Consider the following 13,198-nt stretch of genomic DNA (forward strand, 5'->3'; position numbering starts at 1 on the left):
AAATCAGCCTAAGTTAAAAAATACTTTAAAAAAAGTAAGTATAAACTGCAATTGTGCAGGCACAATGCGTTGTCTATTTTACCTAGTTTTGTGGCGAATCACCACCTTTTAACTGCGCTTTAACCACTAATAGCAAACGATGGGTAATGACTAAGCTAATAGTGAGGGTAAAAGTGAATAGTGAGGGTAAAAGTAAAAAGACAATTCGCTAAAAATATTGAACCCATAAAAAAGCGGCTACCCAAAAGCAGCCGCTGATTAAATAAAGCTCATAATGCGCTGATAGATTAGCGACGTAAGCCTAATTCGTTGATGAGTGCAGTATAACGGTCTGCATCTTTACGTTTTAAGTAATCAAGTAACGTACGGCGTGAGTTAACCATACGAATCAAACCACGACGGCTGTGATGGTCAGCTTTGTGTGCTTTAAAGTGTGGTTGTAAGTCATTGATACGTGCTGTTAATAATGCCACTTGAACTTCTGCAGAACCTGTGTCATTTTCAGAGCGTTGGAATTTTGCGATTACATCTGCGCGGTCTTGGTTAGTCAACATAATGTTTTCCTAGCTTTTTTAGCATAAAGTGAGAAGCCTAATCGGCTATCAGTTGAGACGATTAGTGTAAAAAAATCAGGATAACCACGCTTCTCAGTAGTTAACCGTCAAAAAGGAGCATTATTTTACCAAATATTGCCCAATAAAAAAACCCTAATTTGCATTAGGGTGTTGAATTTATTAAGGCTTTTAATAGATTTAAGCTTTCAACTTACTGATTGCCCGTAGGCTGTTTGGGTGTTTCGCTATGCAGACGGTCAAGCTGCTCTTGTGGCGCGGTGGTGAGTTTATCAGAAGTCACTTCATCCGCATCATTAGGCGTAGTATCGGCAACAAATGTCGCGTCAGGCGCTTTCTTGTCCATTTTTTCAATATCTGTCATGGTAGTTGGTTGCATGGCAATCTCCTTTTCTTATTAGCCGAGCTTATTTAGTCAATGCTTGGTCAATCGCTTCAGCAAAATCTGGAATATCTTCAGGTTGACGACTGGTAATCAAATTACCATCTATCACCACTGATTTGTCTTCAAACTGCGCACCTGCATTTTTTAGGTCAGTAGCGATGGTTTTGTAAGCGGTTAATTTTTTACCACGGGCAATTTCGGTATCCGCAAAAATCCACGGTGCATGACAAATCGCTGCAACAGGTTTACCGGCATTCATGAACGCTTTTACCATTGCTTGTGCATCGGTATTCGCTCGCAACACATCGGCATTGGCACCGCCACCTGGTAATACAATGGCATCATAATCGGCTGCGTTGGCTTCACCAATTAATAAATCAGCGGTAAAGGTGTCAGCAGGGTCAGTATGATTAAGCCCGCGTACTTGTTTTTGTGGTTGTGTGGTGATTAAAGTGGTTTGGTGACCTTTAGCTTTAAGGAGGTCATTGGTTTGGGTATATTCGACTTGTTCAAAGTCGGTATCAAGTAAAATAGCAATCTTAGCCATGGTAATTATCCTATTGTTTCATTATTTAAGTTAAAGATAGTTAAAGAAAAAAATTGTTGTTGTTATCGATTCATCTGTAAGGTGCGCGCTTTATTTTGAGATTATTATTTGATTTTTCTATTTGATTTTTAATTTATTAATTATATAAAGTTCTCTAAATAAACCGCTGTTTGTTCTTTATTAGCAAAGCTTGCTAAGCAAAGAAGCAAATGAATCAATACCACTAAGAATAAAGAAATCGCCGGATAAAAACTGCTAGCAAAGCGTCACGTTTTGTATCAATGGATAAAAAACGTACTCGCTTTGTGACATCACATCGCCCATTGAGCAAATTATGTGAACACAGCAAAAAATTAGCAAGATGGTAGGTTTACTGACTTACTGTGGCGGGTTTAAATTAACCAGCTTCATTGGTTGTAAACGACCATTGGGTTCAAGTAGTCCTGTACCCAAAAATTGCTGCTGGTCGTCAAACAAGCGAAACATTTGATTGGCGGTTAAGATGAGCTGCTGAGTTAACATGGTGGTCTTGACGTTTAAGCGTTGACCCTGTCGAATGCGCTTTGATTGGCTATCGTCTAATACTAAGCTTGGTAGTGAGTGAACGCAGGCATCCACTGCTAATAGCTTATCAAACCGCGCTGCAAAATCGAGCGCGGCAAAATCGGCTAAGGTGATGGCATTAGCAATCTCAAAATCACCCGTGCGTATCCGTCTAAGTGCTGTCAGATGTCCTAGCGTGCCCAGCGCTTTGGCAATATCTTCAGCCAGCACGCGCACATAAGTGCCTTTGGAGCAAGTAACGGTTAATTGCAATTGTTGGTCGGATAGGGGAGTGAGTGACAGCTCATAAATGGTGAGAGGACGTGCTGCTCGCTCCACTTCAATACCTTCACGTGCCAGTTCATACAGCTTTTTGCCGTCTTTTTTGAGGGCGGAGTACATGGGCGGAACCTGCATTATCTCACCCAAAAATTCCTCAGTGACGCTTTGTAACATTGCTTGTGTCACATGCGGTACAGGGCTCGTGGCAATTATCTCCCCCTCAGCATCCCCGGTATCAGTTTGCTCGCCAAGTTTGATAATCGCTTGGTAAGATTTGATGGCATCGAGTTGATAATGGCTAAACTTGGTCGCTTCTCCCAGACAAATCGGCAGCAACCCGGTTGCCATTGGGTCAAGGGTGCCTGTATGACCCGCTTTTTTACTGTCGTGCATATCAGATTTGAGCAAGTATTTGACTTTTGATACTACTTGCTGGGAAGTCATCCCTTGCGGTTTATCAATCAGTAAGACACCAGAGACGATGGATTTGGCTATTTTTGGTTGGGTCATCATGTTATGGATTTATCAATTCATTAAAAGTCGGTTCGAATCAGCTGCGAGTAATCTGCTGCGCTAATAGGGTGGTTGACAGAATACGGCTTTGACTTTGGGTTAATGTGCGCCCGTTGTTGCCACTGCTGCAAGCTATAGCGGTTATCAATCAATTGCTGGTCATATAGATAACTGGGGATATAGCCCGATAACAAGATACGATAATCAAATGGCAAAGGTTGGATATCGTCAATCAGCTCATAAATTGCCGTGGTACAGTTATTTACCAATGAATTATACCATGTCGGCTGCGTTTTTAAGGACTTGGCTTTCGCTAGATACGCAAGCAGCAGCGCTTGAATATGGTGTTTTGGCATATTGATGGGATAAATATAAACATCTTCATGACGGATATTACTACGGGTATAAATAATATCTTTTTCATCGGCAGCGATAATCACCAATTCAAACTTGCGAAAAAATCCACCCAGCGTACTAAATTGTTCATTGACTTCTTTGCGAATCTCGATAGATAACGCAAGCTGCTTTCCATCACTAAACCCAAAACTCACTAGCGTATGGGCAATGGCATCGCCCATCCAATAAGAGGCAATAAAATCAACCGTTTGCAGTTTTGCCAAGTCGTATTGCCTAGTTTCCCAGCGCGGCTGAAAATGGGTTTTATCTTGCCAATCAAAATTTCTAACATTGCTAATCGTGAGTGTGTTGCCATCACTGTCAAGCCGATAGTCTAACATTTGGGCAACTTCAGGGTTCCAATCCCGCTCATTGCTAGCTGACATCGAAAAAAAGCATGCAATGGCAATCGCCACCACCGCAAAAAAAATAAATAATAAAGACTGATGAGAAAGTAGGGGTGAAAATAGGGTTGGTTTGATGATACTGACCAAAACAGCGAGGGTAAAAAATACCCATACGCTAATCAGTGTCAGACTGACATATCTGCCTAAGGGCTGATGCGTCCATACAAATACCCCGACCCACAGGCTTGAGAGAATAATGACGATAAACTTAATGATACCCCAAAGTAACTGCATTCAACATCCCTGTTAATGACTCAAAGTGACAAATAGGCTTATCATAGCCTACAACGCATCAGTCGTCTGATGGCTGACCTTCGCTACTTTGTACCGCTTTAGAAATCAGATTCATCATATAGTTAGCGTTAGCTGTCACTTCATCATAGTGAAAGCGTAGTCGGGGCGTAGTGCGGGTTTTTAACAAATGACTGAGCTCAGTACGCAAAAAACCTGATGCTTTGTTGAGCACTTCTAAGCTCTCGGTATGATAATCTTTTGCCATGGCATCATCCATCGACTTTTCCATGATGGTGACATAGATATCAGCATAACCCAAATCTGGGCTGATTTTGACACTAGAAATGGTCACAAACCCAGTCAAGCGGGGGTCGTTAATCTCGTCACGAATCAAAACCGCTAGGTCGCGCTGAATTTGATCGGCAAGACGTTGTAAACGTTGATTCATTGGTAATCCTTTTTATGGTAAAAAAAGGTCTAATTAACCTAGATTAATTAGACCCCTTGGAAGGTTGCTAATAGCAAGCTGGCAGTATTAGGTTGTCAGCTTAGCTTATAAGGTACGTTTGACTTCATGAATTTCGAAGACTTCAATCTTATCGCCTTCTTTTACTTCATAACCTTTCACCGCTAGACCACACTCCATACCAGCGCGCACCTCATTAACATCCTCTTTAAAGCGACGTAATGATTGTAATTGACCCGTGAAAATAACTTGGTCATCACGCAATACCCGAATTGGCTTGTTACGGATGATATTACCTTCTGTCACCATACAACCGGCTGCATAACCAAAGCGACTAGAATGGAAGACTTCACGTACTTCTGCGATACCCAAGATTTGCTCACGATGTTCTGGCGCAAGTAAACCGCTCATCGCTGCTTTCACGTCATCAATCAACCCATAGATAACACTATAGTAGCGAATATCTAAGCCTGCTTCATCAGCTTTGCGTTTGGCAGCGCTATCAGCACGAACGTTGAAGCCTAATAATACCGCTTCACTTGATTCGGCGAGTACCACATCCGATTCGGTGATTGGACCGACACCCGATGAGATGACTTTAACTTTAACTTCATCGGTAGATAACTCATCAAGCGCGGTTAACAAGGCTTCTAGTGAACCTCGAACGTCAGTTTTAAGAATCAAATTAACGGAAGGCAGTTTTGCATCACTCATTTGGTCAAATAAGTTTTCTAAGCGTGATTTGGCTTGACGTTCAAGCACTTTTTCACGCTCACGAACCGTGCGATATTCTGCAACTTCGCGCGCACGTTTCTCATCTGAAACCACCATAAACTCGCTACCAGCCGCTGGTGTATCAGGCAGACCTAAGATTTCAACAGGAATTGAAGGGCCCGCTGAGGTGATTTTTTGACCGTTTTCATCGGTCATAGCACGAACGCGACCATAATATTCGCCAGCAAGTACCAAGTCACCTTGATTTAAAGTACCTTGTTTGACCAGTAGGCTGACCACTGCACCGCGACCTTTTTCAAGACGTGATTCAATCACCACACCTTGTGCTGCACCATCAGTAGCAACTTCAAGTTCCATCACTTCTGCTTGTAGGTTAATCACTTCAAGTAATTCATCGATGCCTTGACCTGTTAACGCAGAGACTTTGACTACCGGTGTGTCACCGCCCCATTCTTCAGGAACGACTTCTTTGGTGGTCAGTTCGTTGAGGACGCGGTCTGGATCGGCACTGTCTTTATCCATCTTGTTGATAGCCACGATAATCGGGGTACCCGCTGCACGCGCATGGTCAATCGCCTCAGCGGTCTGTGGCATCATACCATCATCGGCTGCGACCACTAACACCACGATATCCGTCGCTTTGGCACCACGAGAACGCATCGCGGTAAATGCGGCGTGACCTGGGGTGTCTAAGAAAGTAATAACGCCTTGGTCAGTCTGCACATGATAAGCACCGATATGCTGAGTAATACCACCTGCTTCGCCCGATGCCACTTTACTTGAACGGATTTTATCGAGTAGGGACGTTTTACCATGGTCAACGTGACCCATGATGGTAACCACAGGCGGACGCGCTTGCACGTTGCTACTTTTCTCGCCAACCGCTTCACGTAGTGAATCTTCAACTTGCGTTGAGCTGACAAGCACTGGGTTATGACCCATTTCTTCAACAAGTAGGGCAGCGGTTTCTTGGTCGATGGATTCGTTTTCACGGACCAACTCGCCCATTTTCATTAACATTTTGACGACTTCGCGTACTTTGATTGCCATTTTTTGGGCAAGTTCAGACACCACGATGGTCTCACCGATTTCAACGTTATGCACGATTTTCTCAACCGGTTTTTCAAATTTGTGTCTATTGGCTTGCGATGATTTTAGGCCGCGACCACGGTTCTTAATTTCTTGCTCACCTTCATCGTCACGGCGACGACGACGGTTTTTGTTGGCAGTGCTTGCGGTGCCGCGTTTAATTTCACGGCGTTCTTGTTCAAATGAATCTTCAAGCGCTGCGCCCACCAAACCTTCTGCCAATGGTTCATCTTTTTTGACAACCATCGTAGTTTCAGTATCGGTTTCGCTATATTTACTCGCCATTTGGCGCATTTGCTCAAGGGTACGCTGCTGAGCTTCTTCAGCGGCTTTACGGCGATTTTCTGATTCGATTTGACGTAAGCGTTCTTCTTCTGCTTCACGCGCTTTGCGTTCACTATCCGATTCTTTTTTCGGCGCAGGTTTTTTGTCAGCTTTTTTGACTTCGATTGCAGCGGTTTTATTGCCTTTTTTCACTACCACACTGGTAGTTGTGTGCTCTTTGGCAGCTTGACTACCACCACCTAAGTTAGCACGCATGGCAGCTAAAGTGGCTTGTTGACGCGCTTCAGCGGCTTGTTTGGCTTTGTCTTTTTCAGCTTGTTCTTGGGCGGCTTTTTCTTTTGCCAAACGCGCTTTTTCTTCAGCTTCTTTGGCCGCTGCTTCACGCAACGCTAGTTCTTCAGCGATTTTATTGGGATTTGGTTTATCAAATACCATTTTTTTGCGTACTTCAACATTGACACTTTTGGCTTTACCAGAAGTGCCTGTCACCCGCGCAGTAGAAGTGGTTTTGCTTTTTAAGCTAATGCGAGGTTTGTCATTTTGACCATGACTTTGTTGTAAAAAGCTGACCAGTTTTTGTTGTTCGCTATCGGTGACGATGTCATTGTCACCGCGCGCAGACAGCCCTGCCTTGACCAGTTGATTATTAATTGCTTCAACGGTCTTGTTGGTCATTGCTGCAAGTTCTTTTACGGTTTTATCTGCCATTCATACACCTTTTTTAATTAAACCATGATTCACGGGCTTTCATAATGAGCTCACCTGCGGTCTTTTCATCAAGACCTTCGATATCTTGGATATCAAAGATGGCTTGTTCGGCAAGGTCGTCGACGGTGATGACGTCACGTTCGGCAAGCTTGTAGGCCCATGCTTGAGTCATGCCTTCAAGGTTTAGAAGCTCTTGGCTTGGCTCTTTAATATTTTGTTGTTTGACCAATTCATCGGCAATTACCGCTTCTTTGGCACGTTCTTGGATTGCGTCGATGGCGTCATCATCCAGCCCATCGATATCATAAAAAGTCTCAGCAGGGACATACGCAACTTCTTCAAGTGAGGTAAATCCAATATCCACCAAGGCTTGTGCCAAATCTTCATCGACTTCAAGACGTGTGTAGAATAGGTCGCGATACACTTTGGTTTCTGATTCTTGTTGTGCATTGTACTCGTCTTCGAGCATCATGTTAAGACGATAGCCTGTTAATTCTGATGCAAGGCGCACGTTTTGACCTTGTGAGCCAATCGCACGGGCCAACTGATCGTTAGTGGCAAAGATGATATCTGCAGTTTTGGTATCTTCATCAAGAATAATACGATCGACATCCGCAGGTTCCAAAGCGCTAATGATGTACTGCACTGCATCATCCGACCATACCACGACGTCGATACGCTCGCCTTCAAGCTCTTGTTGCACGGCTTGGATACGGGTGCCACGCATACCAATACAAGCACCAACAGGGTCAATACGATGGTCATTGGTTTTGACTGAAATCTTAGCACGTAAGCCAGGTTGACGCGCAACATCACGAATTTCAATTATTTGCTCAGCAATCTCTGGTACTTCTTTTTGCATCAGTGCCGTCAGCATTTGTGGTGAGGTACGAGACAATACGAGCTGAGCACCACGGTTATCGCGATTGACTTGTTCTAAAATCGCATTGATACGACCTTTGATGCGTAGCTGCTCACGTGGCAACATTTTATCGCGTGGTAGATAGCCTTCGACATTATCGCCCAAATCAATGATGTAACCATCGCGCGCCGGTTTTTTGACTTCACCCGTAATCATCTCGCCGATACGATGTTCAAACGCATCTGCCACCAGTGAGCGTTCAGCTTCACGGATTTTTTGAATAATGACTTGTTTGGCTTGGGTAGCGGCAATACGGCCAAATTCAATGGATTCGATTTGTTCTTCTTTGACGTCGCCGATTTTCCACTCGTTTTCATCCAAATCGCTAATCGCTAGCTGACAGGCAGGCATTTCATGATCTTCATCTGCCACTACTGTCCAATAACGGTAAGTGTCATAGTCACCCGTTTTGCGATTGATATGCACGCGAACGGCAACTTCAGGCTGCTCACTATAAACTTTCTTTTTGGTCGATACTACCAAGGCTTGCTCAATCGCTTCAAAAATATCTTCAGGATTTAAGCCTTTTTCATTACTGACGGTTTCAACGACCGTTAAAATTTCTCGATTCATGTAATCACCTATAATTTAAGTCATTCTAGACTTTATTCTTTAAAATCTTGCTTTTAGCTAGAAAAAAGTTAGCTAGAAGACATAGCGTAAAAAAGGCGTTAACCCCAAATTTAAAAGCTAAAATTGGTAGACCAAATTGGCTTTATCAATATTATCAAGCTCGATGGTTAAAAGTTGGTCATTGACTTGATCATTTTCAGTTTTGACCGTCAACTGGCGCTCGTCAATATTGACCAATTCGCCTGTTACTTTACGGCGCTTATCACTACCTTGTCCAATCGCATGAATCAATCGTAAGCTGAGGGTTTGCCCCACATAGTCATGCAGCTGCTCAGCAGAAAAAAACGCGCGGTCTAAACCAGGTGAAGACACCTCAAGTAGATACTCGCCTGCAATCGGGTCGTGCAAGTCCAACACACCACCGACTTGGTGGGTGACCGCAGCACAGTCTTCAATGGTGACTTGTTTGCCTTCGGCACGGTCTTCAGGTAGGGCTTCAATATAAATACGAAGAAGAGAGCGTCGACCTTGTGGTACAAACTCAATACCCCACAAGCTCACATCACAGGCAGTTACTGCTGGCTCAATGATTTGGGTCAGTTCAGCAACTTTCGTTGATAGTTTCATGATATCCTTTAGAGTTGATTATTAACATCTTTGTTGATTTTAAAAATTGGCACATTACTAAAACGCAACCGCTAATTTAGCAAAACTTAAGTTTTTTCGAAACTAACAGATACAAAAAAACCCACAAACTAATTGGTGGGCTTTTAAATCAATAAAAGTGTGTCTAAATTGATTTTTCTAGTAATGATACCAAAGCAATGCTACTAGAAAAGTGGTAGCGGGGGCTGGATTTGAACCAACGACCTTCGGGTTATGAGCCCGACGAGCTACCAGACTGCTCCACCCCGCAACAATTTAGAGAGCGTATTATAGAGTTAGATATTAACCTTGTCAATAGTTATTTAAAATTAATTTAGTTGGTGCGAATGGAGGGACTCGAACCCTCACACCTTGCGGCACTACCACCTCAAGGTAGCGTGTCTACCAATTCCACCACAATCGCAAAAAACCAAACTACTTTAACCAAGCTGTTTTTTTTAAATAACAACACTCTAAAATAGACGCTGTATTCTAGGTCAAAACTACCAATAACGCAACATTTTTTTTAATAACTTATTTGGCAGGTGTAGGGCTTGCAGGCGCAGTATTAGTCGCTAGGCTGGTATCAAGGGTACGACTAGATACCGATTGCTGTTTAGCAAATACTGCCAGTGTCATACTGGTGATAAAGAAAATTGCTGTTAAAACCGCCGTCAAGCGCGTCAAAAAATTGGCAGAGCCAGACGCACCAAATACGGTTGCCGAACCCCCTGCACCAAATGAAGCGCCCGCATCGGCACCTTTACCATGTTGGACCAAAATCAGACCAATCATTGAAATCGCGACAATGATATGAACCACTAAAATTGCATTATACATACTTATCTCTACAAAACTTGATAGCACTGATGCCCAACAAGAACGCTGTCAGTGGCAAAAGTAAGAAATTTTAAATGGGTGATATTTTACCTTAAATTTAGGCAAACGCTTGAATAATTTGTGTAAAGTTCGTCGCGTCTAGTGATGCCCCACCTACCAACACCCCATTTACATTTGGGCATTGGGCGATTTCTGCAGCATTGTCCGCTTTCACGCTGCCGCCATACAATATCGGTGTGGTCGCTAAAGAGGCATCGATGTCCGTTAAAGTGGTGTTGATAAAGGCATGAATATTTTGTACTTCTTGTATGGTTGGGATTTTACCTGTACCAATTGCCCAAACGGGTTCATAAGCAATAATCAATCGCGATGCTAAGTTACCCAATTGGGTATTAGCAAATTCGGCGGCTAGTTGTTTAACTACCGTTAGTTGTGCTGATAGCACATCTTGGGTCTGATTTTGCTCGTACTGGTCTTGTGTTTCACCGATACAAAAAACAACGGTTAAATCATGTGCAAAGGCATGGCGGATTTTTTGGATTAAACAAGTGTCATCTTCATTAAAATATTGACGGCGTTCTGAATGTCCGACTAAAACGTAATTTACTTGAGCGTCTTTGAGCTGAGCACCCGAAACTTCCCCAGTAAACGCGCCTTTATCGGCGTGTTGTGCACATAAGTTTTGCGCAGCTAGCCCGATGTTGCATGACCCATGTTGGATGGCTTGTTGTGTGGTCGATAAATGTATAAAACTCGGCGCAATAACCACGTTACAGCGTTGCAGTGCATCTGCAGGTATCTGCTGCTGTAAATCGGTCATGAGTGCTGTGACAGTCAGCTGTGTGCTAGGATTCATTTTCCAATTAGCAATCACCCAAGAATTCTGCCAATTTGCTACATAATCAGATGCTTTCATAATGTCCCTGTCAATTGAGGTAAGTGGTTATCTATGAATTTGCAAAGTATAAATGTCAAGATAACATTAAAATATAAGTAACGCTATTTAACATATCATGATATAAAACATCACCAATTAAAGATATCAAGATATGAAAATAGGAGTATTTAAAATATCAGGCGTAAAATGGTAGGTATTATATAAGCAATTGCCGCGATTTGCCGAATAAATTATTGGGTTACGCAAAGTGAGGTGTTTGCAGAAGGGATAACATATGACAATCATTTTATGAAGGGTGATTGATAGAGATAAAATTCGATAACAAATTATTTATCGTTGAATTCACGGATTTGTCGAGAATGATTTGTTAATATATAAATGAATAGTTTACACTAGCAAACATTAGCCCATTTGAATCAATATTGAGGGAACGAGAAAAACAATGGCAGCATCACTTCCTGGTTTTGGTGGCATTGCGTCACGATTAGTGCATGAAGGACTAATTAGCGAAGCAGCAATGCAAAAAGTATTGGCAGAATCGCAGCAGCAAAAAATAAATTTAATCGCCTATGTGGTTGACAATAAATTGGCGCAACCAGACGCAGTAGCGTGGGTGATTTCGCGAGAATTTGGCGATCCCCTCATTGATTTGGATGCCATCAATGTCAACTATATTCCAAAAGAAGCGGTTGATGAAAAAATTATTCGCGAATTTAATATTCTGCCGATTTTCCAACGAGGTAGCCGCTTATTTGTTGCCATGAGCGACCCAACAAGGGTAGATGCTTTAGATGCGCTGCGATTTGGTACAAGGTTTAACGTTGAAACAGTGGTTGCCGAACACCACAAAATCAAATCACTCATCGAAAAAATCTTTGCTAGCTCTAATTTAGCTGATTTTGATGATATGGAAGGGGTGGAGTTTGATGAAACCCGCGCCGATGACGACAATAGTGCCACCAGTCATTTAGATGTCAATGATGAAGCGCCTGTCGTCAAGTTCGTTAATGGGATGCTCATCAAAGCCATTACCATGGGCGCCTCAGACTTACACTTTGAACCCTATGAAAAATCTTATCGCGTGCGTTTTCGTATTGATGGGGTGTTACAAAAAATGGCAAATCCACCGACGCAGCTAGCGGGTAAAATTGCTGCCCGCCTGAAAGTCATGTCACAAATGGACATCTCTGAACGCCGCGTGCCGCAAGATGGTCGTATCAAGTTAAAAATTTCCAAGGATAAGGCGATTGATTTTCGTGTCAACTCACTGCCAACCTTATTTGGTGAAAAAATCGTACTGCGTATTTTAGATCCATCATCAGCGATGCTTGGCATTGATGCACTCGGCTATGAGGCTGACCAAAAGCAACTATTTATGGATGCGCTGGCAAAACCGCAAGGGATGTTATTGATTACCGGCCCTACTGGTTCGGGTAAAACCGTCTCCTTGTACACCGGTCTTAATATCTTAAACACGGTTGAGACCAATATTTCCACTGCAGAAGATCCCGTTGAAATTAACCTTGAAGGCATCAATCAGGTCAATGTGAATAATAAAGTTGGCTTGACCTTTGCCAGTGCGCTCAAATCATTCTTGCGTCAAGACCCTGATATTGTGATGGTCGGTGAGATTCGTGACTTGGAAACCGCTGAAATTGCTGTCAAAGCTGCCCAAACAGGGCATATGGTGCTGTCAACCTTGCATACCAACTCAGCGCCAGAAACCTTAACGCGTCTACGTAATATGGGGGTGGCATCTTTTAACATTGCCACCTCAGTTAATTTGGTAATTGCACAGCGCTTAGCACGTCGCCTGTGTAAATCCTGCAAAAAACCGACAGATGTGCCAAAAAATAGCTTGCTTGAAATGGGTTTTACGGAAGAAGATTTGGCAGATCCCAGCAATGTCATTTATGAGCCCGTTGGCTGCGCTGAATGTCGCGATGGCTATAAAGGACGTGTTGGTATTTATGAAGTGATGAAAGTGACGCCTGAGATTGCCCGAATTATTATGGAAGACGGCAACGCTATTGAGATTAAAGATGCTGCCTTAAAGCAAGGGTTTAGAGATTTAAGGCGCTCAGGTATTTTAAAGGTTCTACAAGGCACGACCAGTATCCAAGAGATGTATCGAGTTACTAGCGAATAGTGCGTTTTT

At 43.0% G+C, this 13,198-nt stretch carries 12 protein-coding genes and 2 tRNA genes; 1 reads left to right on the top strand and 13 read right to left on the bottom strand.

The annotated features are described in order from the left end of the window. Positions 1-287 precede the first annotated feature (287 nt). The 13 genes from rpsO to tpiA form a co-directional block, all read right to left on the bottom strand. The gene (gene rpsO / locus RT034_RS05280) at positions 288-557 is read right to left on the bottom strand and encodes a 30S ribosomal protein S15 (RefSeq protein WP_219331997.1); all 270 of its coding nucleotides are present in this window, start codon (positions 555-557) and stop codon (positions 288-290) included. A gap of 208 nt (positions 558-765) precedes the next feature. Continuing rightward, positions 766-951, bottom strand: coding sequence for a hypothetical protein (locus RT034_RS05285; RefSeq protein WP_128680788.1), 186 nt, complete (start codon positions 949-951; stop codon positions 766-768). 28 nt (positions 952-979) lie between these two features. Further along, on the bottom strand, positions 980-1,504 hold the full coding sequence (locus RT034_RS05290) for a type 1 glutamine amidotransferase domain-containing protein (RefSeq protein WP_188875391.1): 525 nt from the start codon (positions 1,502-1,504) through the stop codon (positions 980-982). Positions 1,505-1,882: 378 nt separating this feature from the next. Then, entirely contained in the window at positions 1,883-2,842 is a 960-nt protein-coding gene (gene truB, locus RT034_RS05295) for a tRNA pseudouridine(55) synthase TruB (RefSeq protein WP_313014559.1), read from the bottom strand. A gap of 20 nt (positions 2,843-2,862) precedes the next feature. Continuing rightward, positions 2,863-3,879, bottom strand: coding sequence for an Lnb N-terminal periplasmic domain-containing protein (locus RT034_RS05300; protein WP_313014562.1), 1,017 nt, complete (start codon positions 3,877-3,879; stop codon positions 2,863-2,865). Between the two features lie 58 nt (positions 3,880-3,937). After that, a complete protein-coding gene (locus tag RT034_RS05305; RefSeq protein ID WP_007115084.1) occupies positions 3,938-4,327 on the bottom strand; it encodes a ribosome-binding factor A in 390 nt (129 codons plus the stop codon). A 105-nt stretch (positions 4,328-4,432) separates the two neighbouring features. Beyond that, complete coding sequence (infB, locus tag RT034_RS05310; protein ID WP_239743410.1) at positions 4,433-7,162, bottom strand: translation initiation factor IF-2; 2,730 nt, start codon at positions 7,160-7,162, stop codon at positions 4,433-4,435. Positions 7,163-7,175: 13 nt separating this feature from the next. Further along, positions 7,176-8,657, bottom strand: a complete 1,482-nt coding sequence (gene nusA / locus RT034_RS05315) for a transcription termination factor NusA (RefSeq protein WP_007115082.1) — start codon at positions 8,655-8,657, stop codon at positions 7,176-7,178. A 117-nt stretch (positions 8,658-8,774) separates the two neighbouring features. Beyond that, positions 8,775-9,284 carry a ribosome maturation factor RimP gene (gene rimP, locus RT034_RS05320; protein WP_050324873.1) on the bottom strand — a complete coding sequence of 170 codons (510 nt, stop codon included), beginning with the start codon at positions 9,282-9,284 and terminating at the stop codon, positions 8,775-8,777. A gap of 212 nt (positions 9,285-9,496) precedes the next feature. Next, positions 9,497-9,573 (bottom strand) — tRNA-Met (locus tag RT034_RS05325). A 68-nt stretch (positions 9,574-9,641) separates the two neighbouring features. Beyond that, positions 9,642-9,726, bottom strand: a tRNA-Leu gene (locus RT034_RS05330). A 110-nt stretch (positions 9,727-9,836) separates the two neighbouring features. Next, positions 9,837-10,142 (bottom strand): preprotein translocase subunit SecG, encoded by a 306-nt coding sequence (secG, locus tag RT034_RS05335; RefSeq protein ID WP_050324874.1) that lies wholly within the window; start codon positions 10,140-10,142, stop codon positions 9,837-9,839. 97 nt (positions 10,143-10,239) lie between these two features. Then, on the bottom strand, positions 10,240-11,058 hold the full coding sequence (tpiA, locus tag RT034_RS05340; RefSeq protein WP_313014579.1) for a triose-phosphate isomerase: 819 nt from the start codon (positions 11,056-11,058) through the stop codon (positions 10,240-10,242). A gap of 424 nt (positions 11,059-11,482) precedes the next feature. Between tpiA and pilB the strand changes: the two genes are divergently transcribed. Continuing rightward, positions 11,483-13,189, top strand: a complete 1,707-nt coding sequence (gene pilB, locus RT034_RS05345) for a type IV-A pilus assembly ATPase PilB (protein WP_313014584.1) — start codon at positions 11,483-11,485, stop codon at positions 13,187-13,189. The last annotated feature ends 9 nt before the right edge of the window (positions 13,190-13,198 follow it).

Origin of the sequence: Moraxella sp. CTOTU48841 (assembly GCF_032061225.1) — a bacterium.
Lineage (GTDB): Bacteria > Pseudomonadota > Gammaproteobacteria > Pseudomonadales > Moraxellaceae > Faucicola > Faucicola cinerea.

What these genes read in the sequence shown, in the direction of transcription:
- RT034_RS05300 (WP_313014562.1), bottom strand. Translation starts at nt 3,879, where the DNA reads ATGCAGTTACTTTGGGGTATCATTAAGTTTATCGTCATTATTCTCTCA.
- infB (WP_239743410.1), bottom strand. Translation starts at nt 7,162, where the DNA reads ATGGCAGATAAAACCGTAAAAGAACTTGCAGCAATGACCAACAAGACC.
- truB (WP_313014559.1), bottom strand. Translation starts at nt 2,842, where the DNA reads ATGATGACCCAACCAAAAATAGCCAAATCCATCGTCTCTGGTGTCTTA.
- nusA (WP_007115082.1), bottom strand. Translation starts at nt 8,657, where the DNA reads ATGAATCGAGAAATTTTAACGGTCGTTGAAACCGTCAGTAATGAAAAA.
- secG (WP_050324874.1), bottom strand. Translation starts at nt 10,142, where the DNA reads ATGTATAATGCAATTTTAGTGGTTCATATCATTGTCGCGATTTCAATG.
- pilB (WP_313014584.1), top strand. Translation starts at nt 11,483, where the DNA reads ATGGCAGCATCACTTCCTGGTTTTGGTGGCATTGCGTCACGATTAGTG.
- rimP (WP_050324873.1), bottom strand. Translation starts at nt 9,284, where the DNA reads ATGAAACTATCAACGAAAGTTGCTGAACTGACCCAAATCATTGAGCCA.
- RT034_RS05305 (WP_007115084.1), bottom strand. Translation starts at nt 4,327, where the DNA reads ATGAATCAACGTTTACAACGTCTTGCCGATCAAATTCAGCGCGACCTA.
- RT034_RS05290 (WP_188875391.1), bottom strand. Translation starts at nt 1,504, where the DNA reads ATGGCTAAGATTGCTATTTTACTTGATACCGACTTTGAACAAGTCGAA.
- RT034_RS05285 (WP_128680788.1), bottom strand. Translation starts at nt 951, where the DNA reads ATGCAACCAACTACCATGACAGATATTGAAAAAATGGACAAGAAAGCG.
- tpiA (WP_313014579.1), bottom strand. Translation starts at nt 11,058, where the DNA reads ATGAAAGCATCTGATTATGTAGCAAATTGGCAGAATTCTTGGGTGATT.